Below are 23440 nucleotides of genomic sequence, written 5' to 3'. Positions count from 1 at the left end.
AATTTCGGCATGGCTGAGTGGCCGGTCGTCCCGACCGCGCCCGCACTCGTCCTGGCGACCGAGACGGGCCCCGCGGTGATCCCCTACGCGGAAGCGGGCCGGCGATGAAGACCCCCGGGTTCCGGCCCACGCACGTCGTCCCGCCGCACGGACTGCCCGCCTGGGAGGCCCCGGACCCGGCGCGGCCCACCGTGCCCCTGGACCCGCTGCTGCCGGTGCAGCTCGTGGAGCGGCGCGGCGACTGGGGGTACATCCGCTGTGCCAACGGCTGGGCCGCCTGGGTCGACGGCCGGCTCCTCGTCGCCCTGCCCGACGACCCGCCGGCCGCCGCCGAGCCCGATGCCGTCGACGATCCGCGTGCCCTGCTCGTCCGGCTGGAGCAGGCCCTGGCCGACTACCGGGCCGCCGTGGAGGACCTGGCGGCCGGCGATCTGGACGGGGAGGCCTTCGACCTCCGCACCGAGGGCCTGCGGATCGGGCTCGTCGTCGACGGCGCCTCGATGTGGCTGTACGACGCGCAGGAGGAGCGGTGGGTGTACGGCGACGGACGGAGGCTGAGCACCTACGCCACCGACGCCTCGGTCACCGGGGAGGACGGCTCCGACCGCGCGTCCGCCCGGCTGGTCGCACCCGAGGGTGAGCGCTGATGTCGAGCGAGACCAGCCTCTTCGCCGGCCGCCCCTCGGAACTGATCGGCCGTCAGGTGGCGAGCTACCTGATCGAGAGCGAGGTCGGGCGCGGCGGGATGGCGGTCGTCTACCGTGCCCGTGACCTGCGCCTGGACCGTACCGTCGCGCTGAAACTGCTCGCCCCGGAGCTGGCCCGCAACGACACCTTCCGCAAGCGTTTCACCCACGAGTCCCAGGTCGCCGCGGCGATCGACCACCCGCACATCGTGCCCGTCTTCGAGGCGGGCGAGACCGACGGGGTGCTCTACATCGCCATGCGGTACGTCTCCGGCAGTGACCTGCGCCACCTCCTCGACGAGCGTGGCCCGCTGCCGCCACCGGACGCGGTGCGCATCGCCGCCCAGGTGGCCTCCGCCCTGGACGCCGCCCACGACCACGGCCTGGTCCACCGGGACGTCAAGCCCGGCAACATCCTGGTCGCCGAGGGCACCGACAGCGACCATCCCGAGTACGTGTACCTGACCGATTTCGGGCTCACCAAGAAGTCCCTCTCGCTGACCGGGTTCACCAGCGTCGGTCAGTTCGTCGGCACCCTCGACTACGTCGCCCCCGAGCAGATCTCCGGCCGCCCGGTCGACGGCCGCTGTGACGTCTACGGCCTCTCCTGCGTGGTCTACGAGACCCTCACCGGCCGCCCGCCGTTCCAGCGCGAGGACGACATGGCCCTGCTGTGGGCCCATCAGTACGACGAGCCGCCCGCACCGAGCGCCGTCAGTCCCGGTCTGTCCCCGGCTGTCGACTCCGTGTTCGCCCGCGCCCTGGCCAAGAGCCCGGACGCCCGTCACGACACCTGCCGGGAGTTCGTCGCCGCCCTGCGCGCGGCCGCGACCGCGCCGGCCGCCGCGCCGCCGGGCGGACGCGCGGATCCGGAGCCGGCTCTCTCGCAGCCGCCCGAGCCCGTGCCCTGGCCCCCGAACTGGGCGGCGCCGGTGTTCGGCGCCGACCCGCACCAGGGCCGCCCGCGGGTGGGTCCCCGGCTTGAGCGGCCCGGCACTCCGTCACACAATAGTGTCAGTGTGCAGCCAAATAGCCCACAACGGGCTTATGGGATCCAACGGAATCATCTGAGCTAAGCCGCGCCTCGCGACGGGAAGTAGGGCTCGTGAGCGTCGAACCTCCGTCCTCCGGTCGTCCCACAGGTCCGCCCTCCGGTCCGCTGTCGGGCTCGTCCCGGCCGCCCGGCGGCCCGCCGCCCTCGCCGCCGCCCGCCGGTGGCGGCGGACACAAGGAGCCGCACGGCCCCTGGTGGAAGTCGGTGCCCCGGGTGGCGGCGCTCACCGCGGCCCTGATCGCCTGCGCGGCCCTGGCGGTGGTCTTCACCCGTCCGGGCGGCGGCGGAACCTCCGCCCAGAGCGGCGAGGTCTTCCTGGAGGCCGCCAACAGCACCGGACAGGACCCTTTCACGGAGTCGACCGCGACGCAGGGCACCGCCACCACCCCGGGCAAGTCCACCGCGCCGGGGAAGTCCGGCGAACCCGGGAAGTCCAGCGCATCCGGGAAGTCGACCGCGCCCGGGAAGTCGACCGCTCCGGGCGGATCCACAGCGCCGGGGAAGTCCACCGCGCCCCGGAGCAGCGTCTCCCTGCCCGTCAGCACCCCGCAGGGCGGGGCCAATGAGGTCCGCGGTGTACAGGGCGGCGCGCCCGGCCTCTACAGCGGCACCCGGAAGACGCCCAGCTGTGACGTCGACCGGCAGATCAGGGCCCTCCAGGCCGACACGAGCAGGAACCGGGCCTTCGCCACGTCGATCGGCGTCCAGCCCGGCGGTGTTCCCGGCTACCTCCGCTCCCTCACCTCCGTGCAACTGCGCGCCGACACCCGCGTCACCAACCACGGCTACCGCAACGGCAGCGCCACCAGCTACCAGTCCATCCTGCAGAGCGGCACCGCCGTCCTGGTCGACGCGCACGGCGTGCCCCGGCTGCGCTGCGCCTGTGGCAACCCGCTGAAGGAGCCGGTCGCGCAGCGCGCCGCGCCCCGGCTGGTCGGCCGGCAGTGGCCCTCGTACCGGTCCACGAGCGTCGTCGTGGTGCAGCCCGCCCCGGTGGTCATCAAGGTCTTCGTGATCTACGACACCCACCACCACGTGTGGGTGAATCGCCACCGCGGATACGCGAACGTCCGGTACGACGCGCACGGCAAGCCGCCGAAGTACCCGGACCCGTGGAAGTCCCCGCTGCCGTGCGCACCGGGAACGTCCAGCAGACCGGGTTCCGCCTGTCCGCCGGCCTCGTCCGGGATCACCACGTCCCCGGCCTCCCCGTCGCCCTCCACCTCACCGGGTTCGACACCGCCGACGTCGTCGTCCTCGTCGTCCTCGTCGTCTTCGTCTTCTTCTTCGTCGTCCTCGTCGTCCTCGTCCTCTTCGTCGTCCTCGAAGTCGACGTCACCGTCCTCGGAATCGTCGAAACCCTCGGAGAAATCCTCGTCGCCGTCCGAGAAGTCGTCCTCCCCGTCGGAGAAGTCCTCCTCGCCCTCGGAGTCCGAGTCCAAGTCCGCCTCGCCGTCGAAGTCCGAGTCGCCGTCGAGTGAGAAGAGCTCGGCGACCGAGTCGCCGTCGAAGGAGTCCCCGTCGAAGGAGTCTCCGTCCAAGGAGTCCCCGTCCAAGGAGTCCCCGTCCAAGGAATCGCCGGCCGGGAGCCCGTCCGGCGAGACGTCGGCTCCATCGGCTCCGTCGGCCGGCTCGCCGTCGATGGAGCAGTCCGGCGCCTCGCCTGGGTCCCCGGCCGGCTCCGAGAGCCTTCAGCAGACTCAGGAGCAGCAGACCCAGGAACAGCAGACCCAGGAGCAGCAGACCCAGGAACAGCAGCAGCAAGACCAGCAGCAGAACCAGCAGCAAGACCAGCAGCAGAACCAGCAGCAGGGGCAGTAGTCCCCTCCCGGGGCGTGAGCCGCCACGGCGGCCCGCCCCGGGCGCACGCAGTGACTCTCGCCACTGTGCGCGCTGGGCGAACGCATCCGGTGGACTGGGGGGCCGTACTCGGGGTACGAGGACTGGTGCACCATCGACCGGCCGGACCGGGTTTTCCCAGAAGGACAGAATGACCGAGCACCTGGGCGGGGCAGTGATACCGACTGGTTTCGACGTACCCGTGGAACCATTGCGCAACGCGGCGCACTACACCGGCGAGCCCGGATGCATCGCCGAGGCCCGCGCCTTCGCTTCCCGGTTTCTCCAGCAACTGCGCACCGAGTGGTGCGCCACCGCGGACGGCCGGGCCGACGGTGAGCTGCTTCTCCTGGTCAGCGAGCTGGTCACCAACGCCGACCGGCACAGCAACGGTCCGTACATCCTGGAACTGGAAGGCACGGACAGCTCGGTCACGGTGTCCGTGTACGACAGCAGCACCGCCCTGCCCCGCCGCTTCCCGAAGGATCCGGAGCGCGTCGGGCGGCACGGTCTGGAGATCGTGCACGCCCTCGCCTCGGAACTGAACGTCGAGCGTGTGCCCGTGGGCAAGCGGGTGCGGGCCGTCTTCCAGCTGCGACGGGACTGAGCGGCGGCGGGGCCGAGCGGTGCGTCGGCTGCGCGGTGTGTCAGGCGCAGCCCAGCTCGCCGAGCATGCCCTGCCGCAGCCGGGCGATGATCCGCTTGATCAGGCGGGAGACGTGCATCTGGGAGCAGCCGAGCTGCTCACCGATCTCCGCCTGGGTCGCCTCCTCCACGAACCTGAGGTGGAGGATCTGCCGGTCACGGTCGCTCAGCTCCGCCATCAGCGGGGCGAGCGCGTGGAAGTCCTCGACGAGCTGCAGGCCCTCCTCCTCCACGCCGATGAAGTCGGCGAGCACCGCCTCGCCGTCCTCCGGGCCGTCGCCGGTGAGCGCGGCGTCCAGGGAGGCCGAGTTGTAGCCGTTGGAGGCCAGCTGGGCCTCGACGACCTGGCTCTCGGAGATGTTCATCAGCGTGGCCAGCTCGGCGACCGTCGGGTCCCGGTCCAGTCGGCTCGACAGCTCCTCGCGGGCCTTGGCCAGCTCCACGCGGAGCTCCTGGAGCCGGCGCGGAACGTGCACGGCCCAGGTGGTGTCCCGGAAGAACCGCTTGATCTCGCCGACGATGTAGGGCAGCGCGAAGGAGGTGAACTCGACCTCGCGCGCCAGTTCGAACCGGTCGATGGCCTTGATCAGGCCGATCATGCCGGTCTGGACGACGTCCTCCATGTCGTCGCCGCGGCCGCGGAAGCGTCCGGCCGCGAACCGCACCAGCGACATGTTCATCTCGATGAGGGTGTTGCGCGCGTACTGGTACGCGGGCGTCCCCTCCTCCAGCTCGGTCAGGCGGCGGAAGAACTGGCGGGACAGCTCCCGTGCGTCCCGCGGCGCGACGGACGCCGGGTCCGCGATGCCGGGAAGCGACCCCTCGCGCGTCCTGTCCTGCACGGTCCGTTCGGCGACCTCTGCTTCCGACCGGATCCCGGCGGCGGCGTCCATTACCTCTCCCACGAAAGTCACGGTTCCGACATCTCCCTTTACGGCCTGATTGCCGGTTTCCCGCACAGGCCGTTCTGTGCGGGTACCCGTTCTGCGGGGTTTCAAGCAGATCCGCAGAGCCGCTCACGCCCCGGGTACCCACGGTGACGCCACGCATGCACCCCTCCGTCCGCTCTGGCGCGAAACGGTCGGTCCGCCGCGGGGAGTTCCCTCAGAGCGCAATCCTCCTCCCTCGTCCGGGACGACGCCGCTCCTAGGCTGACGGGATGAGCAACCCGGTGAGCGAAGAAACCCGCGTGATCCCTCTGCGACCGGCGTCCGCCCGCCCGGCCGCGCCGGAGACCGAGCCCGCCCCCAGGGAGCCGCTGTGGCGGGATCTCGTCGGTGAGGTGCTGCGCAGGGAGCGGCAGGCACAGGACCGCACGCTCAAGGACGTCGCCGACGCCGCCCGGATCTCGCTGCCCTACCTGTCCGAGGTCGAGAGGGGGCGCAAGGAGGCGTCGTCCGAGGTGCTGGCGGCCGCGGCCCACGCGCTCGGCCTGGGCCTCGGGGACCTGCTGTCGCTGGTGCACGGCGAGCTGAGCCGGCGCACCGCCGGGCGGCCCTCGCCCGCGGCCGCTCCGCACCGGCCGTACCGGGGGCTCTGCCTGGCGGCCTGATCCGTCACGTCTCCCGCGGCTGCCGGAAGAGCGCCCGGACGCCGCGGCACCGGCAGGCGGCGGCTCCGCGGCACCGAGGGGCGGAGCGCGCGGACACGGCGGGGGCCGCGGCCGTGACCCGGAGACCGGACCGATGAGTTTCGGCGCGTGCGGGAGTCGACAGACACGACCGCGTTCCACGTCCCCAGGAGGTGCTCGTGTCCACCGACGGATTCATCACGTGTCTCTGGTTCGACGGCCAGGCGGAGGAGGCCGCACACCACTACGTCTCGGTCTTCAAGGACTCCCGCATCGGGAGCGTCGTCCGGTGGCCGGAGTCCGGTCCCGGCCCGGCCGGCTCCGTGCTGACCGTGGAGTTCACGGCCAACGGCCAGCGGTTCGTCGCGCTCAACGGCGGCCCCGAGTTCCGCTTCAACGAGGCCGTCTCCTTCCAGATCCTCTGCTCCGGCCAGGAGGAGATCGACCACTACTGGACGAAGCTCACCGAGAACGGCGGCGAGGGCAGCCGGTGCGGCTGGCTCAAGGACAGGTACGGCGTCTCCTGGCAGGTCGTCTACGCCCCCCTCCTCGACATGATCGCCGACCCTGACCAGGAAAAGGCCTCCCGCGCCCTCAGGGCCATGATGGGCATGACGAAGCTGGACGCGGCGGAACTGGACAGGGCGTACGCGGGCGAGTAGCGGAAGCCGGCCGAGGACCGGCCGGAGGGGTTCGCCGCAGGGCTCCGCGCGTCGTACGGGCAGTCGGCTCGGCGCGCGGGGCGGGCCCCGCGTGGCTAGCGTGAACAGACGGGACCGACCACGTCAGGAGGGCCGGCAGCATGGCCGTGCAACCCGAGGGAACGCCCTGTTGGGCCGATGCGATGTTCAGTGACGTCGAGGGAGCCAAGCGGTTCTACGGCGACGTCCTCGGCTGGACCTTCGGCGAGTCGTCGTCGGAGTACGGCAACTACACCCAGGCCTACGCGGACGGCAAGGCCGTGGCCGCCGTCGTCCCGCCCATGCCCGGCCAGGAGGGCCACTCGCAGTGGTGCCTGTACCTCGCCTCGCCGGACGCCTCGGCCACCGCGGAGAAGATCAGGGAGCACGGCGGCGAGGTGCTGATGGAGCCGATGAGGGTCGGCGAGTTCGGCACCATGTGCCTGGCCCGGGAGCCCAGCGGAGCCGTGTTCGGCGTGTGGCAGGCGGGCACCCACGAGGGCTTCGAGGCGGTGGCCACGCCCGGCGCCTACTGCTGGGCCGAGGTCTTCACCAGGGAGCCGGAGCAGGCGGACGCCTTCCTCTCCGCGGTCTTCCCGTACCGGATGAAGGAGATCGAGGACGACGCGGTGGACTTCCGGATGTTCGACGTCGGCGAGGACACCGTCCTGGGCCGGATGCGGATGACCGACGACTTCCCGCCGGAGGTGCCGTCGTACATCAACGTCTACTTCACCGTGGACGACTGCGACGCGGCCGTCGACCGGGCCGTCAAGCTCGGCGGGATCCTCCGCTTCGGGCCGATGAGCAGCCCCTTCGGCCGGTTCGCGGCACTGAGCGACCCGCAGGGCGCGGCCTTCTCGGTGATCGACATCACGACCACCGAGGGGGAGATGCCGAGGATCAAGGACCTCTGACCGCTCCCGGAACGGCACCGCCCCGGGCCATGGCATGATCGGGCACATGCGTGAACGTGTGGTGGCCGCGTGCGACGGGGCTTCGAAGGGAAACCCCGGACCGGCCGGATGGGCGTGGGTGGTCTCGGACGGCGATGAGCGGACCCCCGCCCGCTGGGAGGCGGGCCCGCTCGGCCGGGCCACCAACAACGTCGCCGAGCTGACGGCCCTGGAGCGGCTGCTCACCGCCGTCGACCCGGACGTCGAACTGGAGGTCCGGATGGACTCCCAGTACGCGATGAAGGCCGTCACCACCTGGCTGCCGGGCTGGAAGCGCAACGGCTGGAAGACCGCCGCCGGCAAGCCCGTCGCCAACCAGGACCTGGTGGTCCGCATCGACGAACTCCTCGGCGGCCGGTCCGTCGAGTTCCGCTACGTCCCCGCACACCAGGTCGACGGCGACCCGCTGAACGACTTCGCCGACCGCGCGGCCAGCCAGGCGGCCTCCGTCCAGGAGCCGGCCGGCAGCGCACTCGGCTCGCCCGAGCCTCCGCCGTCGTCCGGCACCCCGGCGGCCGGCGCGCCGCGCGGTAAGGCGCGGGGCCGTACCGGTGGCGCCGCTTCCGCGCGCGGCGGCGGGGCCGCCTCCTCCCGCACCATCAAGGCGAAGTTCCCCGGCCGCTGCCTGTGCGGCCGGTCCTACGCGGCCGGCGAGAAGATCGCCAAGAACGCGCAGGGCTGGGGCCACCCGGAGTGCCGTACCGCCGAGGTCTGATCAGACGTCGAAGGTGTAGTGCTTGGTGTGGTCCAGCATGTCCGCCGGACGCACGGTGTTCCACGGCTTCATGGTGTCGTTCAGGTCCACCACGTTCGGCGTGCCGCCCGCCGGGACATAGGCGGAGTCCGGGTGCCGGCGCTGCCACTCGGCCCACAGCTTGTCGATGTAGGCGTGGTGCAGCCAGAACACCGGGTCGTTGGGGGAGACGCCGGTGGCCATCTGCCCGCCGACCCACACGTGCACCCTGTTGTGCAGGTTGACCCCGCGCCAGCCCTCCAGGTGGTTGCGGAAGCCGTCCGAGGAGCTGTTGTACGGCGCCATGTCGTACGTCGCCATCGACAGCACCGACTCCACCTCCGCCCGCGTCGGCAGCTCCCGCACGCCGGTGCCGAGCGAGCGGCGCAGGAACGTACGGCCGTCGACGCGCACGTTGATCGTCCAGTTCCCGGTGGACGCGGCGAACGGGCCGTCCATCACCCGGCCGTCGGTGCTGCGCCCGGTGCCGCCGAGGAAGTCCGGTGCCCACAGCGAGGCCCGCACCGTGCGGTCGGCGCTCCAGTCCCAGTAGGGCAGCGCGACCGAGGAGTCCACCGACTGCAGCGCCTCCTCGAAGTCGAGCAGGAATCTGCGGTGCCAGGGCAGGAAGGAGGGGGAGCGGTGGCCGGTCCGCTCGCCGTTGTCGGTGTCCGACATGATGAACTCGTTGTGGGTGCGGACGAAGTCGTCGTAGCGTCCGCTGCGCTTCAGTTCGAGGACGGCGCCCACGAACCGCTTCTTCTCGTCGGCGGTCAGGGTGGCCTGGTTCTTGCGTACGGTCATGGTGCGGGGTGCTCCGGAAGTCCTTGCGGGGGCGGTCAGTTGGCGGGGAACGGCAGCAGCGGCGCGCCCTGCAGCTCGTCCACCGCGGCACGGGCGGCGGCGCGCGGGGTGGGCACCGGGTCGTAGTGGCTGACGACGCTGATCCAGCTGCCGTCGGCGTTCTGCATCACGTGCAGCTGCACGCCGTCGACGAACACCCCGTAGCCGCCGCCGTGTTCGTGGTGGTGTCCGCCGCCGCTCGCCGGACGGCCCTGTATCCGGCGGCCCTTGTAGACCTCGTCGAAGGAATCGGGCGTGGTGGGCATGTGGTGGTCTGCGGCCGACGCGGCGGGCGCCGCGAGGGCGGCGGCCGAGGCCGTCGCGGCGACGGCGGCCGCCGCGGTGAGCGCGCGACGCCGGGTGATGTCGGGCATGCGAGTCCTCCTGAAGAGTGCTTCGGTGGTGACGACGCATGCCTATCGGGATCTTCGGAGGCGGAAGAAATCGGCCGGAACCGGTTGGCTGTGATCCGGACAATTAACCACATGTCGTAGAGAGTTGAACCAAGATGATCTTGCTGGGGCGGTAGGCCGATCCACACCGGAACGGGGAATTCCTTGCCGGGGCGCCCCACTTCCCGATGATCTTTGCCGGTCGCCGCCCGTCCGAGTGGCGCGGCTCACCGCGCCAAACTGACGCGATCGGGCGGCCCGGCACCCTGCTACCCTCCGGTGCCGTTCCAGCACGTCGGGTGACGGTCAGGGGAGTGCGCGTGAAGGTCGTCTGTGTCGGAGGCGGGCCCGCCGGCCTGTACCTCGCCATCCTGCTCAAGCGGCAGGACCCCGCTCACGACGTCACCGTCCACGAACGCGACCCCGAAGGCTCCACCTACGGCTGGGGCGTGACCTACTGGCACGGACTCCTCGACCGGCTCCGGGCGCACGACCCCGAGACGGCCGCGGCGATCGAGGAGCACTCGGTCCGGTGGAGCGAGGGCGTCGCCCACGTCCGCGACCTGACGGCCCGGCAGCCCGGTGACGAGGGGTTCGGCATCGGGCGGCACCGGCTGCTCGACCTGCTCGCCGGCCGGGCCCGTGCCCTCGGGGTCCGCCTGGAGTACGAGAGCGAGGTGACGCACCCGCCCGCCGGCGCGGACCTCGTCGTCGCGGCCGACGGAGTGCACAGCGCCCTGCGCGCCGGCGCCGCCCACGCCTTCGGCACCCGCGTCACCTCCGGCCGCAACCCCTACCTCTGGCTCGGCACCAGCAAGGTCTTCGACGCCTTCACCTTCGCCTTCACCGAGACCGAGCACGGCTGGATCTGGGCCTACGGCTACGGCTACGGCGACGACCGCAGCACCTGCGTCGTGGAGTGCTCCCCGGAGACACTCGCCGGCCTCGGCCTGGACCGCGCCGACCAGGGGGAGGGCCTCGCCCTGCTGGAGAAGCTCTTCGCCGGCGTCCTCGACGGCCACCCCCTGACCGCCCGCCCCGGCGCCTCCTGGCAGACCTTCCGCACCCTCACCAACCGCACCTGGCACCACGGCAACCTGGTCCTGATCGGCGACGCGGCCCACACCACCCACTTCTCCATCGGCGCCGGCACCACCCTCGCCCTGGAGGACGCCATGTGCCTCGCCGGTGCCCTGCGCGGCCACGCCGGCCTGCCCCAGGCGCTCGCCGCCTACGAGCGCGGGCGCCGGGCCGCCCTGCTGTCCGCGCAGAGCGCGGCCCGCTACAGCGCCCAGTGGTACGAGAACCTGCCCCGCTACATCGACCTGCCCCCGCACCGGATGTTCGCCCTGCTCGGCCAGCGCCACTCGCCGCTGCTGCCGTACGTCCCGCCGCAGCTGTACTACGGCCTGGACCGGGCGGCCGGACGGCTGGAGACGCTGCGCAGGCTCAAGCGCTGGCTCGGCCCCCGCGCCGCCCGCGCCCTGCACGCCCGCTCCACCACCGGCCGGGGATAGCTCCCCCGCCCTCCACCGTTCGGGCGAAGAAACGTTGGTGAATACGCATTCACTCGATATGGTGAATGGGTATTCACCTCGTCACCGTGCCGCCCGCAGGAGCGCCGATGGACCACCCGGACCCCATACCCCCGCGGCCCCGGCTGCGCGACCGGCTCACCGTGCCGGTCCTGGCGTCGGGCGGCATCCTCATGGCGGTCATGCAGACCGTGGTCGTCCCGCTCCTGCCCGACCTGCCCCGGCTCACCGGAGCGTCGGCCGCCACCGTCTCCTGGACGGTCACCGCGACCCTGCTCTCCGGCGCCGTCCTCACCCCCGTGCTCGGCCGGGCCGGCGACATGTACGGCAAGCGCCGGGTGCTCACCGCCGCGCTCGCCCTGATGACCGTCGGCTCCGTGATGTGCGCGCTCTCCTCCGACATCGGCGTGCTCATCGCCGCCCGCGCACTCCAGGGCGCCGCCGCCTCCGTGGTCCCGCTCTCCATCAGCATCCTGCGCGACGAACTCCCGCCCGAGCGCCGCGGCTCGGCGGTCGCCCTGATGAGTTCCACCGTCGGTATCGGCGCCGCGCTCGGCCTGCCGCTCGCCGCGCTGGTCGTGCAGTACGCCGACTGGCACACCATGTTCCGGCTCACCAGCGCTCTCGGCGCGCTGGGGGTCGCGGCGACCTGGTGGGCGGTGCGGGAGTCGCCGCTGCGCGAGCCCGGCCGCTTCGACGTCGCCGGCGCGCTCGGCCTCGCCGCCGGGCTGGTCTGCCTGCTGCTGGGCGTCTCCCAGGGCGGCACCTGGGGCTGGGGCAGCGCCCGGGTCCTCGCCCTGTTCCTCGCGGCCGTCGTCGTCCTCGTCCTGTGGTGCCGGCAGCAGCTGCGCGCCGCCCGGCCGCTGGTCGACCTGCGGCTGGCCACCCGGCCACGGGTGGGCCTGTCGCATGTGGCGGCCCTGCTGACCGGATTCGCCTTCTACGCCAACTCGCTGGTCACCGCCCAGCTCGTGCAGGCGCCGAAGGCCACCGGGTACGGCCTCGGCCTGTCCATCGTCGCCACCGGGCTCTGCCTGCTGCCCGGCGGCGTCACCATGCTGCTGTTCTCCCCGCTGTCCGCCCGCATCTCGGCCGCGCGCGGCCCGCGGATCACCCTCGCGCTCGGCGCCGCCGTCATCGCCTGCGGGTACGCGCTGCGCATCGCCGACAGCCGCGACCTGTGGATGATCATCCTGGGTGCCACCGTGGTCGCGACCGGCACCACGCTCGCCTACTCCGCGCTGCCGACCCTCATCCTGCGGGCCGTACCGGCCGCCCAGACCGCCTCCGCCAACGGCGTCAACGTCCTCATGCGGACCATCGGGCAGGCCGTCTCCAGCGCGGCCGTCGCCGCCGTCCTCGTCCACCACAGCAGCCCCCTCGGCGGCGTCCCCGTGCCCACCCTGCACGGCTACCTGCTCGCCTTCGCCCTGGCCGGCACCGTCGCCCTCGCGGCCTGCGCGGCGGCCCTGTCCATCCCCGGGGACGGCCCCGCCCGCGGCACCCGGCGGGACCGCGGAGCCCCCCGGGGCACCCGCGACGAGGCGATGGAGGGAGCATGAGCACCATGACCACGCCACCCGGTCAGGCGCCCGCCCCCGCACGCCGGGACGCCGAGGCCACCAAGGCCGCCATCCTGAAGGCCGCCCGCCACCTGCTGGCCCGGCACGCGCACGCCGACATCACCCTGAAGGCCGTCGCCGAGCGCGCCGGGGTCAGCCCGCCGCTGATCCTGAAGTACTTCGGCAACAAGGACGCCCTGTTCGCCCGCGTGATGTCCTTCGACACCGACGCCGACGACCTGCTGGACGCCCCGCTGGACGACCTCGGCCGGCACATGGTCCGGCACGTCGTGTCCAGCCAGCGCGAACGGGGCGCCGACCCGCTGCTGCGCATCGCCTTCGCCCCGTTGCACGGCGACCACGGAGAGGTGCTGCGCGCCAACTTCCGCGCCCAGGTGACCGAACGCCTCGCCGCCCGCCTCACCGGCCCCGACACGGGCCTGCGCGCCGAACTCGCCGTCGCCGCCCTGGTCGGCCTCGGCGTGATGTACGGCATCGCCCGGGGCCCGCACCTGCGCGACACCGATCCCGACGCCCTCGCCGACCGCTACGGGCCCGCCGTACAGGCACAGCTCACGCCCGGCACGGGCCGGACGGTGCATCCCACGGGCCGCGACGGAGCCGACGGAGCCCTACCGGTGACAGACTGACGCCATGGACGAACGCGTAATCGGCAGGTCGGGTCAGTGGGCGTCGGTGATCGGCCTCGGCACATGGCAGCTGGGCGCCGACTGGGGCGCCGTGGACGACAAGGAGGCCCTCTCCGTCCTGGAGGCGGCGGCCGAGGCCGGGGTCACCTTCTTCGACACCGCCGACGTGTACGGCGACGGGCGCAGCGAGTCGACGATCGCCTCGTTCCTCCGCGGCCGGCCCGACCTGCACGTGCTCGTGGCCACGAAGATGGGCCGCCGGGCCGAGCAGGTCCCCGAGACCTACGTCCTGGACAACTTCCGTGCCTGGAACGACCGCTCGCGCCGCAACCTCGGCGTGGACCGGATCGACCTGGTGCAGCTGCACTGCCCGCCCACCCAGGTCTACTCCTCCGACGCGGTGTTCGACGCGCTGGACACCCTGGTCGAGGAGGAACGCGTCGCCGCGTACGGGGTGAGCGTGGAGACCTGCGCGCAGGCGCTCACCGCGATCGCCCGGCCGAACGTGGCGAGCGTGCAGATCATCCTCAACCCGTTCCGGATGAAACCCCTGCGGGAGGTGCTGCCCGCCGCCCGCGAGGCCGGTGTGGGCATCATCGCGCGGGTGCCCCTCGCCTCCGGGCTGCTGTCCGGGAAGTACACCGAGGACACCGTGTTCGCCCCCGACGACCACCGCACCTACAACCGGCACGGCGAGGCGTTCGACCAGGGCGAGACCTTCTCCGGCGTGGACTACGCCACCGGGGTCGAGGCCGCCGCCGAGTTCGCCGCGCTCGCCCCGGAGGGCTACACCCCGGCCCAGCTGGCGCTGCGCTGGATCGTCGAGCAGGACGGCGTGACCACGGTGATCCCCGGCGCCCGCAACCCGGAGCAGGCCCGCGCCAACGCCGCGGCGGCCAAGCTGCCGCCGCTGCCGCGGGAGACGTCCACCGCGATCCGCGAGCTGTACGAGCGGCGGATCAGGGACCAGGTCGAGTCCCGCTGGTAGGCGCCCGGCCACGCGCACCGTTTGAACGATCAGGCGGGCGGTTACACGCACCGCATGACGGCGGAAGCACGGCGCAGAGGGCGCGACGAGACCGAGGAGGAGCGGGCCGACCGGATGTGGGGTGAACTCATCCAGGAGGTCCGGGTGGCCCAGACAGGCGTGCAGATCCTGTTCGGCTTCCTGCTGACCGTCGTCTTCCAGCCCAAGTACGGGCGGCTCACCTCCACCGACCAGATCATCTACATCGTGACCGTGGTCCTGGGCGCCTGCGCGACCGGCGCCCTCATCGGCCCGGTCTCCCTGCACCGGCTGGTCTCCGGCCGCCGGGTCAAGCCGCAGGCGGTACGGCTGGCCTCCCGGATGACGCTGGTCGGCCTGGCCCTGCTCCTCGCGACGATGACGTCGTCGCTGCTGCTGATCCTCCGGGTGGCCACGCACGACGGCTATGTGCCCTACCTGGTGGCGGCCGTCGTCGCCTGGTACCTGGTGGGCTGGTACGGCCTGCCCCTGTGGGCCCGCCGCAGGTACTCCTCCCGGTCGGACGACCAGGCGGAACACCCGCGGCTGCCGCGCTCGTCCGGCTAGGGGCGGACGTAGGGCCGGGTCATGACCTCCATGTTGTGCCCGGAAGGATCGGCGAAGTAGACGCCGCGGCCCCCGAAGAGGCGGTTGATCCGGCCGGGTTCGGTGTGGTGCGGGTCGGCGTGGTAGGTGACGTCGAGCGCCTCCAGCCGGGCGATCACGCCGTCGAAGCCCTCCTCGGGCACGAGGAACGCGTAGTGCTGCGGCTGGATCGGCTCCGCACGCTGCTCGTAGAAGTCGAGCGTCACTCCGTTGCCGAGGTCGACGGGCAGGAACGGGCCGAAGGGGGCGGCGACCGTCAGGCCCAGTACGGCGGCGAGGAACTCCGCCGACAGCCGCCGGTCCCGGGCGAGGACGGCGGTGTGGTCCAGCCGGACCGCGGCGGCCGGGGCGTGCTGCGCGGTGGTCTGCATGGGGTGGGTGTGTCTCCGGTTCGTGAGGTCCGCGGGAAGGGACGCCCGGAGCGGGCGCCGGAGCTGGAACTCGGAGACGACGGCGGGTCTCTCGCCCGCCTCGCGCTCACGCCGAGGCCGGGAACCCTGTTCGTGTGTGGCACATGGCCGACCCGGCAGTCACCCGGGTGACCTTACTGATCACCGTGAGCGGGCGCAACGCCGGCCAGCGCGCGGTCGTGCGCCCGGCTGAGCAGCAGCAGGGACAGCACGGCCCCGATCAGGGCGCAGAACATGTCCCACTGGGTGTCCCACACATCGCCCTGGGTGGCGAGGAACGCGTCCGCGCCGTGCCCGCCGATCTCCGCCGCCAGCCACTCCAGCAGCTCGAAGCAGGCGCTGAAGGCCAGGCAGGCGCAGACCGTGAGCGGTGCCAGCCAGCGGCTGCCGCGCAACGGCGAGGTGCGGCTGAGCAGTTCGCGGACCAGAATGGCCGGGACGAAGCCCTGCATCAGGTGCCCGAAGCGGTCGTACGGATTGCGGTCCAGGCCGAAGGTGTCGCGCACCCAGTCGCCCGCCGGGACCTCGGCGTAGGTGTAGTGCCCGCCCACCGCCAGGACCAGCGCGTGCACGGCGAGCAGCCCGCACAGCAGCCCGGTCAGCGGGAAGCGCCGCCAGGCCAGCACCACCAGGGGCAGGCCCACCAGCGCCCACACCGTCTCCAGGAACCAGGTGGTGCGGTCGCGGGCACCCCACGCGGACGCGGCCAGCCCGACGGCCGCCACACCGGCGAAGAGGGCGGGCGGCACCCGGCGTGGCGCGCGGAGCGGGGCGGGATGCACTGCGGTCACGGCGGGCTCCTTGCCTGAGGGCGGTGTCGGGGTGTCGTAGGGCCCCCATCGTGGCGCCCGGCCCCGCCGTCGGGCATGAGTACGGCTACTCAGCCGTGAAGAGGATCTCCGCCAGCAGCTCGTCCACCGGGAGGCGTTCGCGCCCGGGCGGGACGACGCGGTGGGTCTCGCGCAGGAACGCGGCGATCGCCGGCGCCCAGGCGAGCACCACCGCGTGGTGCCGGCCGCCGTCCGGCCGGGTGTCCCCCAGGAACTCCAGGCGCAGCTCCCGCCACAGCCCGGCGGCCTCCGGCCGCATCCGCACGTCACCGACGCCGACCGGCCGTTCCAGACCGTCGCAGAGCATCTGCCGGTCCAGCCGCCAGCTGGCCAGCACCCGGCCGTCGTGGGTGAAGACGGCGGTGACGGCGAACGGGTCGTCGGCGTCGTAGCTCAGGTGGGCCAGCACCGGACACCGGCCGGTGCCGTGGGCCAGGAGCTGCACCACCAGGGTCTTGTGCACGAACGAGTTCACGCGGGGGCCTCCGGCAACAATCGGCGTAGGGCCCTCTAGTACCCCCGTATCGCCCAGGATGCTCACCCGGGAGACTGATTCTCGTGCGGGAGACGTAGTCGCTCATCCGCACGTCGGCGGCCGGGGGGTCCGTCTCCCGCCCGGCCGCAGCGTCTCGAAGGCGGGACGGGGCCGTCGTGGACGGCCCGGTCCGGGGCTCCGCGGTCGCGTGTGGCCCGCCCGGCGGGGCAGCCGGCGTCAGGCGAAGGCCTCCCGCAGCGCCGGCAGCAGGGTCTTCGCCGACCAGTCCAGGAACTCGGGCTGTGCGTCGCCGCCGATCTGCACCAGCGCCACCTCCCCGAACCCCGCCTCGACGTACGGTCGTACGGCCTCCACGAAGGCGTCCGGGTCGTCACCGCACGGGATGGCGGAGGCGACGTCGTCCTCGGTGACGAACTGGGTCGCGGCCTCGAAGGAGTCGGGGTGCGGCAGCTCGGCGTTCACCTTCCAGCCCAGGCCGAACCAGCGGAACTGGGAGTGGGCGCGCTTGACCGCCGTGTCCCGGTCGGGGTCGTAGCAGACCGGGAGCTGGCCGACCCGGGGCTTGCCGTTGCCGCCGTGCCGGTCGAACGCCTCCAGCAGGCCCGCCTTCGGCTCGGTCGCGATCACCAGGTCGGCGAGGTGCCCGGCGAGTTTGCACGACTGTTCGCCGGAGACGGCGATGCCGATCGGCGGCGCCTGTTCCGGCAGGTCCCACAGGCGGGCCGACTCGACGTCGAAGTGCTGCCCGTGGTGGGTGACGTGGCCGCCCTCGAACAGCGCGCGGATGATCTCCACGGCCTCTTCGAGCATCTCGTGGCGTACGTCCACCGGCGGCCAGCCGCCGCCCACGACATGCTCGTTGAGGTTTTCGCCGGCACCGAGTCCGAGCCGGAAGCGGCCCTCGGACAGCAGCTGCACGGTCGCCGCCTTCTGCGCCACGACCGCCGGGTGGTAGCGCAGGATGGGGCAGGTGACGTACGTCATCAGGGGGATCCGCGAGGTGGCCTGGGCGGCGGCGCCCAGCACGCTCCACGCGTACGAGGAGTGGCCCTGCGAGCGCAGCCAGGGGAAATAGTGGTCGGAGATCACCGAGAAGTCGAAACCGACGTCCTCGGCCCGCACCACGTGGTCCACCAGGTCCCGGGGGCCCGTCTGCTCGGTCATCATCGTGTATCCGATTTGCACCATAACCGTCGAGTCCCCGGCTCGGCGGACGGAAAACAGGTCTCGGGCCGGGGTCACTCCCGCGGCGTGCGGAACGTGTCCAGGAACGTGGTCAGCGCCAGCCGGTTCGCCTTGTCGCCCCAGGCCGTGGCGGGAGTGGTGAAGCGCAGCGAGAAGCCCCGCGTTCCGCCCAGCAGGAAGCCCCGGCCGAGCGTGTGCGTGCGCGCGTCCCCCGAGCCGGCGAGCCACTCCAGGTCGGCGGCCCGGTGACCCTGGTAGGTGGTGGCCCGGACGGTGCCGACCCGCTGGTAGCCGGGCAGCCGCGCCAGCCCGGGTTCGACGTCGTCCCGCCAGACGGCGACCGGGTCGGGGCCGACGCGCTCGCTGTAGGTGACGGCGAGGGTGGGCGAGTCGCCGCCCCGGCCGAAGGTGACGCGGTAGGCCAGGCCGGCCACCCGGGAGGTGGCCAGCCGTTTCCAGCCGCCGGGCAGCGCCACGGAGAACCCTTCGGGCGCGCTGTAGCGGCGGTAGCCGGCCGGCAGGGCGGGGGAGGGCGGGGCGCTCGGCGTGCCGGGCGGGGCGGAGGTGGGCCGGGTGGCGCCACCGGTGTGCCGGTCGGTGGGCGTGACCGCGGCGGTGGCCCGGGGCGGCGCCCCGGCCGTGTCGGTGCCGGTGAGCGCGCCGGTCGCGGCCAGCGCCGCCACGGCCGCCGTGACCAGGGCCAGCGCGGCCGCGGCGGCCAGGACACGCCGGCCGCGCAGCGGTCCGGCCGGGCGCACTCCCGTGTAGGCGCCGCGCAGCCGCGGCGCGGGGGCCGGCTGCCGGTCCGCGTCCGTCTCCTCGGCCAGCGCCCGCGCCAGCGCCTCCCGCACCACCGGCCGGGTCAGCCGCTCCCGCGGGTTCTTGCGCAACAGCCCCTGCACGGCCTGGGTGAGCGGGCCGGTGCGCAGCGGGGTGCGCAGCGGCAGCCGGTCCACCGCCTTCAGCGTGGCCTCCGGCCGGCCGCGGTCCCGGAACGGCGGCCGGCCCTCGACCGCCGTGTAGAGCACCGCGCCCAGCGCCCACAGGTCGGCGGCCGGTCCGATGCGCTCGTCGCGGGCCTGCTCGGGGGAGGCGTACGACGGTGCGGTGAGCCGGGGGACCAGGGTCGCGCCCGCCAGGCCGAACCCCGTGACGACGACCGGGCCGCCGTCGCGTACGAAGACCTGCCCGGGGCTCAGTTCGCCGTGGGTGATGCCCTCGTCGTGCGCGGCCTGCAGCACGTCCAGCAGCTCCAGGCCGAGCCGGGCCGCCCGCACCGGGTGGAACGAGCCCTCCCGGGCGAGGAGTTCGCCGAGGGGTGTGCCGTCGATCCACTCGGTCACCGTCCACAGCGTGCCCGCCTCCACCACGGCGTCGACGACCGCGGCGACCTGGCCCGGACGCAGCAGCCGCATGGTCTCCGACGTGCGCACGACCCGGGCGGTGACCCGGCGCGCGGTGTCCTCGGCGGCGGGGTCCGGCAGGGCGGTCTGCGCCACCAGGCGGGGCTGGTGCGCCGTCACGTCCTCGGCGTACCACCACAGGCGGTTCGTCTCGCGGGCGAAGACCTCCAGGAGCCGGTACCGTCCGGCGACCAACTCGTGTGCGGAGACGTGCGCCTTGCCCATGGTCATCCCTCGCTGCAACCCCTGCCTCGTCTTTCCCAGGGGTACGCGGGGCGTGCGGGGGAGCGTTCAAAGAATCCCGAAGCGGTCGGCCCAGCCGGCCAGTTCCCGGGGTGTGGTGTTGCCCCCGCACACCACGAGCCCCAGCCGGACGCCGTCCCCGGCCCGCTCGACCACCTGCCGGGCCGCCGGCAGCAGACAGCCCGCGGCCGGCTCGGCCCACACCTTGGCGTGCTCGGCGAGGTCCAGGCACCCCCGCACCGCGTCCCGGTCCGACACCACCAGCACCTCCTCCACGAGGGCCGACACCCGGTCGTACGTCAGCTGCGAGACCGAGGGCGCGCTGAGCGTGGTCACCAGGGACGACAGGGGTACCGGAACCGGGCCGCCGGCCTTGAGCGCGCCGGACATCGCCTCCGCGCCCTCGGTCTCCACGCCCCACACGCGCACCCCCGGACGCCGGGCGCGCAGGGCCGCCGCGACACCGGCGATCAGACCGCCGCCGCCCACGCTGACCACGACGTCCGTCAGTTCCCCGGCGTCCTCGGCCAGCTCCAGCCCCACCGTGCCCTGTCCGGCGATCACCACCGGGTCGTCGAAGGGGTGGACCAGGGTCAGTCCCTCGTCCCGCAACCGGTTCACCAGCCGGAACGCGCTGTCCATGCCGTCGGTCAGCCGCACCGACGCCCCGGCGTCCTCGGCGAGCGCGATGGAGCGCGCGGGCGCGGTGCGCGGCATGACCACGGTCGCCTTCACATCGAGGGCCGCGGCCATCACCGCGAGCGCGATCCCGTGGTTGCCGCCGCTGACCGCGACCACGCCGGCCGCCCGCTCGGCCCCGCTCAGCGACAGCAGCTTCGCCGTCGCCCCGCGCGCCTTGAACGAGCCGGTGCGCTGGAGCAGTTCCAGCTTGGCGGTGACCGGGACGCCGAGCAGCGCGCCCAGACCGGGGCTCGGCACCGTCGGCGTCCGGACGACGTGTCCGGCGATCCGCTGTGCGGCGGTTTCGATGTCGGAGACGTCAGAGACGTCAGAGACGTCAGAGACATCAGAGACATCAGAGACATCAGAGACGTCGGAGACGTTCGAGCCGTCCGAGAACTCTGAGAAGTCTGAGATTCCGGTCACGGTGCCTCACCCTTCCGGCGCGGGTCGGGAACCGCGCCGCTCGCACCTTGGATCGCCGGGACCCGCCAGGTCAACGCCGCCCACGGGGTACGGCTACAGCGCGCGGCCCACCAGCGACTCCAGCAGGTCCGCCAGCTCCCCGGCGGCCCCGGTGGCCAGGGGCGCGGTGGTGAGCAGCTCCCGCGCGGCGGCCGTGTGGACCCGGGCCTCGGCCAGGGTCGCGGTACGGCCTCCCACCGCCTCGATCAGCGCGGCGGCCTCCTCGGCGTGCTCCGCCGAGCCGAGCAGCCCCGGCAGCCGCCGGGCCGCGGGGGAGCCGAGCGCCGCCAGCACCGGGAACGTCTTCTTCCGCTCCCTCAGGTCGCCGCCCACCGGCTTGCCGGTGACGGCCGGATCGCCCCAGATGCCGAGCACGTCGTCCACCAGCTGGAAGGCGACCCCGAGGTGCCGTCCGGCCCGGTCCAGCACGGCGGCCGTCTCCCGGGACGCCCCGCCGAGCGTGGCACCGAGCGCGACGGCACAGCCCAGCAGCGCACCGGTCTTGCCCTCCGCCATCGCCCGGTACTCCTCGGGCGTCACCCGTTGCGGGCCCGTCCAGGGCCGGGTCGCGAACAGCAGGTCGTCGGCCTGCCCGCGCACCAGGTCGGCGAGGGCCGCGGAGAGCAGCCGCACCGCGCCGGGTCCCTCCGGCGCGGCGGCGAGGGTGTCCACCGCCAGCGCGAACAGCGCGTCCCCGGCCAGCACGGCCGGACCCGTGCCGTACGCGCGCCAGGCGGCGGGGCGGCCGCGCCGCGTCGCGTCGGCGTCCATGATGTCGTCGTGCACCAGCGAGAAGGCGTGCACCAGCTCCACGGCGACCGCCGCCGGGATCCCGGCCCGGGCGTCGGCGCCCGCCGCCTCGGCGCCGAGGACCGCGAGGGCCTGCCGTACCCCCTTGCCTCCCGGTGCGCCGGCGGGCGCCCCGCCGACCTCGCACCAGCCGAAGGAGTACGCGGCCATCTCGGCCGTCCAGGGATGCAGCCGCCCCACCGCCGCCCGCAGCTCCGGCCGGACCAGCTCCCGGCACCGGGCGAGGACGTGCCCGGCGGACTCCCGCACCGGCGAGACGGGCGCCGTCACCGTACGGCCTCCGCTTCGAGGGCGAACTCCCGCTGGGCCCGGGCCACCATCTCCCGCGCGTGCCGCAGACCGCTGCGCTCCAGGGTGCGGGCCAGGTCCGCGAGTTCGGCCGCGGTCTCGGCGCGGTCGCGGCCGAGCCGGGCGAGGGACTTGGCGAGGCCCAGCCGGGAGAGCGCCTCGCCGCGCGGTTCGCTCATCGTCCGGAACTCGGTCAGCGCCAGCTCGTAGCGGTCGCGGGCCTCGGCGTACCGGCCCGCCCGGTACAGGACGTTGCCCTGCATCTTGTGGTTGTAGGCGAGCGCGCTGGAGAGGTTCATCTCCCGGCAGATGGCCTCCGCCTCGGCCAGCAGCTCCAGCGCCCGGCCGGTGGCGCCGTCGCGTACCGAGAGGACGTCCGCGAGCCCGCGCAGCGCCCAGGCGTGCCCGCGCCGGTCGTCGGCCCGCTCGGCTATCTCCGCGGCCTCCTGGAACAGGGCGTGGGCCCGGTCGTGGTCGCCGGTGTTGCGGTGCATCTGGGCGATGCCCTCCAGGGCCCACACGGTGTGCCGGGCCTCACCCCGCTTGCGGGCCTCGGCCAGCAGCTGCTCGTGCAGCCGGCCGACCGCCGCGTAGTCGCCCTGGATGCGGCCTGTCTCCGCGAGGCCGGCCAGCGAGTAGCCGCGGACGACGACGTCCCCGCCGCGCTCGCCGAGTTCGGCCGCGAGTTTCAGCAGCCGCCAGGCCAGCGGGAACGCCCCGCGCTGCCGGGCCAGGGTGCCCCCGCTCCACAGCGCCCAGGCCATGGCGGCGGTGTCGCCGGCCTCGCGGGCGGCGCGGTAGCTCGCCTTCCAGGCCCGGTCGGCGTCCTCGACATGGCCGAGCCGCCGGTGCGCCTCGGCGACGGCGAGCCCGCAGCGCGCCGCCTCACCGGGGCGTCCGGCCCGCTCGGCCTCGCGCAGCCGCTCGGTGCCCTCGGAGAGGACGTCGACCAGTGAGGAGTTCACGGAGAGAGTGGTCAGGGCGCCCTGGTACTCCGGGGCGAAAGCCTTGCCGTACATGTGTACCCTTCTATACACGCTGCGTATACATAAAGCGTATACATGGTGTGTATAGCGTCTCGGAAAGGTGCCCCGGCCCGGGGGCCGGGGCTCGGTCTGTCGTCGATCAAGACGCGGGTACGGCGGCCGGGGTTGCCCGGCCGCCCGGATCACCTGTGAAGGTTCAGTGCTGCTCCTTCTGGGGCGTCACCTCGCTGGGGCGCACCACCACGTAGCCCTCGCCCTGGAGCATCAGCTGCACGGCCTCACCGGAGCCTCCGCGCAGCATCGAGCCGATGGACTGCGAGCGGTGCAGCGAGGTCTGCAGGTGCGCGGTCCAGCCGACCACCGCGTCCGTGTCGACGTACACCGGCGCCTGCGCCGACACCGGGATGACCAGCGGGTTGCCGTCACAGACCAGACCGAGCCGGCCCTGCCCGCCGAAGACGCTGTTGAACAGGCCGCCGCCGGCGATGCCGGAGCCCTTCACCGTCTTGATCTCGTACGACAGCGAGGCGTCGAAACACAGCACGTTGCGGCCGTTGACGGTGAACTGGTCACCGGCCTCCACCTCCACGATGAAGCAGTTCTGCGCCTCGTGCGCGAACCAGGCCTCGCCCTGCCCGCGCACCGCCATGAGGGGCAGTCCCTCACCGGTGACCGCCCGTTTGAGCATGCCGCCGACGCCCTGCCCCTTGCGCTCGAACCTCAGGTCGCCGCGGTAGGCGACCATCGCGCCCTGCCGGGCGTACATCTCGCCGTTCACCGCGTACTTGATGCACTTGGCGTTCTCGACGGACATCCCCGGCGCGACGGCCGGCTGCACCACGTGCTGACTGGAAAAAAGATCACCCTTCATGCGGGGCATGGTGTC

At 73.2% G+C, this 23440-nt stretch carries 24 protein-coding genes and 1 pseudogene; 13 read left to right on the top strand and 12 right to left on the bottom strand.

Annotation, left to right across the window (positions count from 1 at the left end; translation table 11 throughout):
• Nucleotides 1-104 precede the first annotated feature (104 nt).
• The 4 genes and pseudogenes from ACZ4VF_RS13250 to ACZ4VF_RS13235 all read left to right on the top strand — a co-directional run bounded on the left by ACZ4VF_RS13250 (nt 105) and on the right by ACZ4VF_RS13235 (nt 4186).
• Nucleotides 105-647, top strand: a complete 543-nt coding sequence (locus ACZ4VF_RS13250) for an SH3 domain-containing protein (protein WP_467925754.1) — start codon at nt 105-107, stop codon at nt 645-647.
• Entirely contained in the window at nt 647-1762 is a 1116-nt protein-coding gene (locus ACZ4VF_RS13245) for a serine/threonine-protein kinase (RefSeq protein ID WP_467925753.1), read from the top strand. Before ACZ4VF_RS13250 ends, ACZ4VF_RS13245 begins: the two co-directional genes overlap by 1 nt.
• 29 nt (nt 1763-1791) lie before the next feature.
• Nucleotides 1792-3075: pseudogene (locus ACZ4VF_RS13240) on the top strand (DUF6777 domain-containing protein); the annotation flags it as partial.
• Between the two features lie 655 nt (nt 3076-3730).
• Entirely contained in the window at nt 3731-4186 is a 456-nt protein-coding gene (locus tag ACZ4VF_RS13235; protein ID WP_467925751.1) for an ATP-binding protein, read from the top strand.
• Between the two features lie 40 nt (nt 4187-4226).
• Here ACZ4VF_RS13235 and ACZ4VF_RS13230 read toward each other — a convergent pair whose 3' ends face one another.
• Nucleotides 4227-5117 carry an RNA polymerase sigma factor SigF gene (locus tag ACZ4VF_RS13230; protein WP_467926553.1) on the bottom strand — a complete coding sequence of 297 codons (891 nt, stop codon included), beginning with the start codon at nt 5115-5117 and terminating at the stop codon, nt 4227-4229.
• 266 nt (nt 5118-5383) lie between these two features.
• On the opposite strand from ACZ4VF_RS13230, the gene ACZ4VF_RS13225 reads away from it, so the two are divergent.
• The 4 genes from ACZ4VF_RS13225 (at nt 5384) to ACZ4VF_RS13210 (ending at nt 8145) form a co-directional block, all read left to right on the top strand.
• Complete coding sequence (locus tag ACZ4VF_RS13225; RefSeq protein WP_467925750.1) at nt 5384-5776, top strand: helix-turn-helix domain-containing protein; 393 nt, start codon at nt 5384-5386, stop codon at nt 5774-5776.
• Nucleotides 5777-5973: 197 nt separating this feature from the next.
• On the top strand, nt 5974-6456 hold the full coding sequence (locus ACZ4VF_RS13220) for a VOC family protein (RefSeq protein WP_467925749.1): 483 nt from the start codon (nt 5974-5976) through the stop codon (nt 6454-6456).
• A 140-nt stretch (nt 6457-6596) separates the two neighbouring features.
• Complete coding sequence (locus ACZ4VF_RS13215) at nt 6597-7391, top strand: VOC family protein (protein WP_467925747.1); 795 nt, start codon at nt 6597-6599, stop codon at nt 7389-7391.
• Nucleotides 7392-7425: 34 nt separating this feature from the next.
• Complete coding sequence (locus ACZ4VF_RS13210; protein ID WP_467925746.1) at nt 7426-8145, top strand: ribonuclease H family protein; 720 nt, start codon at nt 7426-7428, stop codon at nt 8143-8145.
• Here the strand turns inward: ACZ4VF_RS13210 and melC2 are convergent, their stop codons facing one another.
• Nucleotides 8146-8967 (bottom strand): tyrosinase MelC2, encoded by an 822-nt coding sequence (gene melC2 / locus ACZ4VF_RS13205; protein WP_467925744.1) that lies wholly within the window; start codon nt 8965-8967, stop codon nt 8146-8148.
• Nucleotides 8968-9002: 35 nt separating this feature from the next.
• A complete protein-coding gene (gene melC1, locus ACZ4VF_RS13200) occupies nt 9003-9380 on the bottom strand; it encodes an apotyrosinase chaperone MelC1 (protein WP_467925743.1) in 378 nt (125 codons plus the stop codon).
• Nucleotides 9381-9712: 332 nt separating this feature from the next.
• Between melC1 and ACZ4VF_RS13195 the strand changes: the two genes are divergently transcribed.
• The 5 genes from ACZ4VF_RS13195 to ACZ4VF_RS13175 all read left to right on the top strand — a co-directional run bounded on the left by ACZ4VF_RS13195 (nt 9713) and on the right by ACZ4VF_RS13175 (nt 14718).
• Nucleotides 9713-10915 carry an FAD-dependent monooxygenase gene (locus tag ACZ4VF_RS13195; RefSeq protein WP_467925741.1) on the top strand — a complete coding sequence of 401 codons (1203 nt, stop codon included), beginning with the start codon at nt 9713-9715 and terminating at the stop codon, nt 10913-10915.
• A gap of 107 nt (nt 10916-11022) precedes the next feature.
• Nucleotides 11023-12495 carry an MFS transporter gene (locus ACZ4VF_RS13190; protein WP_467925740.1) on the top strand — a complete coding sequence of 491 codons (1473 nt, stop codon included), beginning with the start codon at nt 11023-11025 and terminating at the stop codon, nt 12493-12495.
• The gene (locus tag ACZ4VF_RS13185; protein ID WP_467925739.1) at nt 12492-13145 is read left to right on the top strand and encodes a TetR/AcrR family transcriptional regulator; all 654 of its coding nucleotides are present in this window, start codon (nt 12492-12494) and stop codon (nt 13143-13145) included. The genes ACZ4VF_RS13190 and ACZ4VF_RS13185 overlap by 4 nt, the downstream gene beginning before the upstream one ends.
• Nucleotides 13146-13149: 4 nt before the next feature.
• Nucleotides 13150-14133 (top strand): aldo/keto reductase, encoded by a 984-nt coding sequence (locus ACZ4VF_RS13180; RefSeq protein WP_467925738.1) that lies wholly within the window; start codon nt 13150-13152, stop codon nt 14131-14133.
• 54 nt (nt 14134-14187) lie between these two features.
• Entirely contained in the window at nt 14188-14718 is a 531-nt protein-coding gene (locus ACZ4VF_RS13175; RefSeq protein ID WP_467925736.1) for a DUF6328 family protein, read from the top strand.
• Here the strand turns inward: ACZ4VF_RS13175 and ACZ4VF_RS13170 are convergent.
• The 9 genes from ACZ4VF_RS13170 to ACZ4VF_RS13130 form a co-directional block, all read right to left on the bottom strand.
• Nucleotides 14715-15128 carry a VOC family protein gene (locus ACZ4VF_RS13170; protein ID WP_467925735.1) on the bottom strand — a complete coding sequence of 138 codons (414 nt, stop codon included), beginning with the start codon at nt 15126-15128 and terminating at the stop codon, nt 14715-14717. The genes ACZ4VF_RS13175 and ACZ4VF_RS13170 overlap by 4 nt on opposite strands.
• A 173-nt stretch (nt 15129-15301) precedes the next feature.
• Nucleotides 15302-15958, bottom strand: a complete 657-nt coding sequence (locus ACZ4VF_RS13165; protein ID WP_467925733.1) for a DUF2238 domain-containing protein — start codon at nt 15956-15958, stop codon at nt 15302-15304.
• A gap of 85 nt (nt 15959-16043) precedes the next feature.
• Entirely contained in the window at nt 16044-16472 is a 429-nt protein-coding gene (locus ACZ4VF_RS13160) for an SsgA family sporulation/cell division regulator (RefSeq protein WP_467925732.1), read from the bottom strand.
• Nucleotides 16473-16709: 237 nt separating this feature from the next.
• A complete protein-coding gene (locus ACZ4VF_RS13155; protein WP_467925731.1) occupies nt 16710-17681 on the bottom strand; it encodes an LLM class F420-dependent oxidoreductase in 972 nt (323 codons plus the stop codon).
• 50 nt (nt 17682-17731) lie between these two features.
• Nucleotides 17732-19312, bottom strand: a complete 1581-nt coding sequence (locus ACZ4VF_RS13150) for a protein kinase domain-containing protein (RefSeq protein WP_467925729.1) — start codon at nt 19310-19312, stop codon at nt 17732-17734.
• Nucleotides 19313-19372: 60 nt separating this feature from the next.
• Nucleotides 19373-20314 carry a threonine/serine dehydratase gene (locus ACZ4VF_RS13145; protein WP_467926552.1) on the bottom strand — a complete coding sequence of 314 codons (942 nt, stop codon included), beginning with the start codon at nt 20312-20314 and terminating at the stop codon, nt 19373-19375.
• Between the two features lie 210 nt (nt 20315-20524).
• Complete coding sequence (locus tag ACZ4VF_RS13140) at nt 20525-21550, bottom strand: polyprenyl synthetase family protein (RefSeq protein ID WP_467925727.1); 1026 nt, start codon at nt 21548-21550, stop codon at nt 20525-20527.
• Entirely contained in the window at nt 21547-22587 is a 1041-nt protein-coding gene (locus tag ACZ4VF_RS13135) for a tetratricopeptide repeat protein (RefSeq protein ID WP_467925725.1), read from the bottom strand. Before ACZ4VF_RS13135 ends, ACZ4VF_RS13140 begins: the two co-directional genes overlap by 4 nt.
• Nucleotides 22588-22750: 163 nt before the next feature.
• Nucleotides 22751-23425, bottom strand: a complete 675-nt coding sequence (locus ACZ4VF_RS13130; RefSeq protein ID WP_467925724.1) for an AIM24 family protein — start codon at nt 23423-23425, stop codon at nt 22751-22753.
• Between the last annotated feature and the right edge of the window lie 15 nt (nt 23426-23440).

It is taken from the genome of Streptomyces sp. NPDC029151 (assembly GCF_055564315.1).
This window is presented reverse-complemented; position numbering and strand designations above follow the sequence as displayed.

Coding starts and splice junctions, on each gene's coding strand:
- ACZ4VF_RS13250 (WP_467925754.1), top strand. CDS start 105: ATGAAGACCCCCGGGTTCCGGCCCACGCACGTCGTCCCGCCGCACGGA.
- ACZ4VF_RS13245 (WP_467925753.1), top strand. CDS start 647: ATGTCGAGCGAGACCAGCCTCTTCGCCGGCCGCCCCTCGGAACTGATC.
- ACZ4VF_RS13235 (WP_467925751.1), top strand. CDS start 3,731: ATGACCGAGCACCTGGGCGGGGCAGTGATACCGACTGGTTTCGACGTA.
- ACZ4VF_RS13230 (WP_467926553.1), bottom strand. CDS start 5,117: ATGGACGCCGCCGCCGGGATCCGGTCGGAAGCAGAGGTCGCCGAACGG.
- ACZ4VF_RS13225 (WP_467925750.1), top strand. CDS start 5,384: ATGAGCAACCCGGTGAGCGAAGAAACCCGCGTGATCCCTCTGCGACCG.
- ACZ4VF_RS13215 (WP_467925747.1), top strand. CDS start 6,597: ATGGCCGTGCAACCCGAGGGAACGCCCTGTTGGGCCGATGCGATGTTC.
- ACZ4VF_RS13210 (WP_467925746.1), top strand. CDS start 7,426: ATGATCGGGCACATGCGTGAACGTGTGGTGGCCGCGTGCGACGGGGCT.
- melC2 (WP_467925744.1), bottom strand. CDS start 8,967: ATGACCGTACGCAAGAACCAGGCCACCCTGACCGCCGACGAGAAGAAG.
- melC1 (WP_467925743.1), bottom strand. CDS start 9,380: ATGCCCGACATCACCCGGCGTCGCGCGCTCACCGCGGCGGCCGCCGTC.
- ACZ4VF_RS13190 (WP_467925740.1), top strand. CDS start 11,023: ATGGACCACCCGGACCCCATACCCCCGCGGCCCCGGCTGCGCGACCGG.
- ACZ4VF_RS13185 (WP_467925739.1), top strand. CDS start 12,492: ATGAGCACCATGACCACGCCACCCGGTCAGGCGCCCGCCCCCGCACGC.
- ACZ4VF_RS13180 (WP_467925738.1), top strand. CDS start 13,150: ATGGACGAACGCGTAATCGGCAGGTCGGGTCAGTGGGCGTCGGTGATC.
- ACZ4VF_RS13175 (WP_467925736.1), top strand. CDS start 14,188: ATGACGGCGGAAGCACGGCGCAGAGGGCGCGACGAGACCGAGGAGGAG.
- ACZ4VF_RS13170 (WP_467925735.1), bottom strand. CDS start 15,128: ATGCAGACCACCGCGCAGCACGCCCCGGCCGCCGCGGTCCGGCTGGAC.
- ACZ4VF_RS13155 (WP_467925731.1), bottom strand. CDS start 17,681: ATGGTGCAAATCGGATACACGATGATGACCGAGCAGACGGGCCCCCGG.
- ACZ4VF_RS13150 (WP_467925729.1), bottom strand. CDS start 19,312: ATGACCATGGGCAAGGCGCACGTCTCCGCACACGAGTTGGTCGCCGGA.
- ACZ4VF_RS13135 (WP_467925725.1), bottom strand. CDS start 22,587: ATGTACGGCAAGGCTTTCGCCCCGGAGTACCAGGGCGCCCTGACCACT.
- ACZ4VF_RS13130 (WP_467925724.1), bottom strand. CDS start 23,425: ATGAAGGGTGATCTTTTTTCCAGTCAGCACGTGGTGCAGCCGGCCGTC.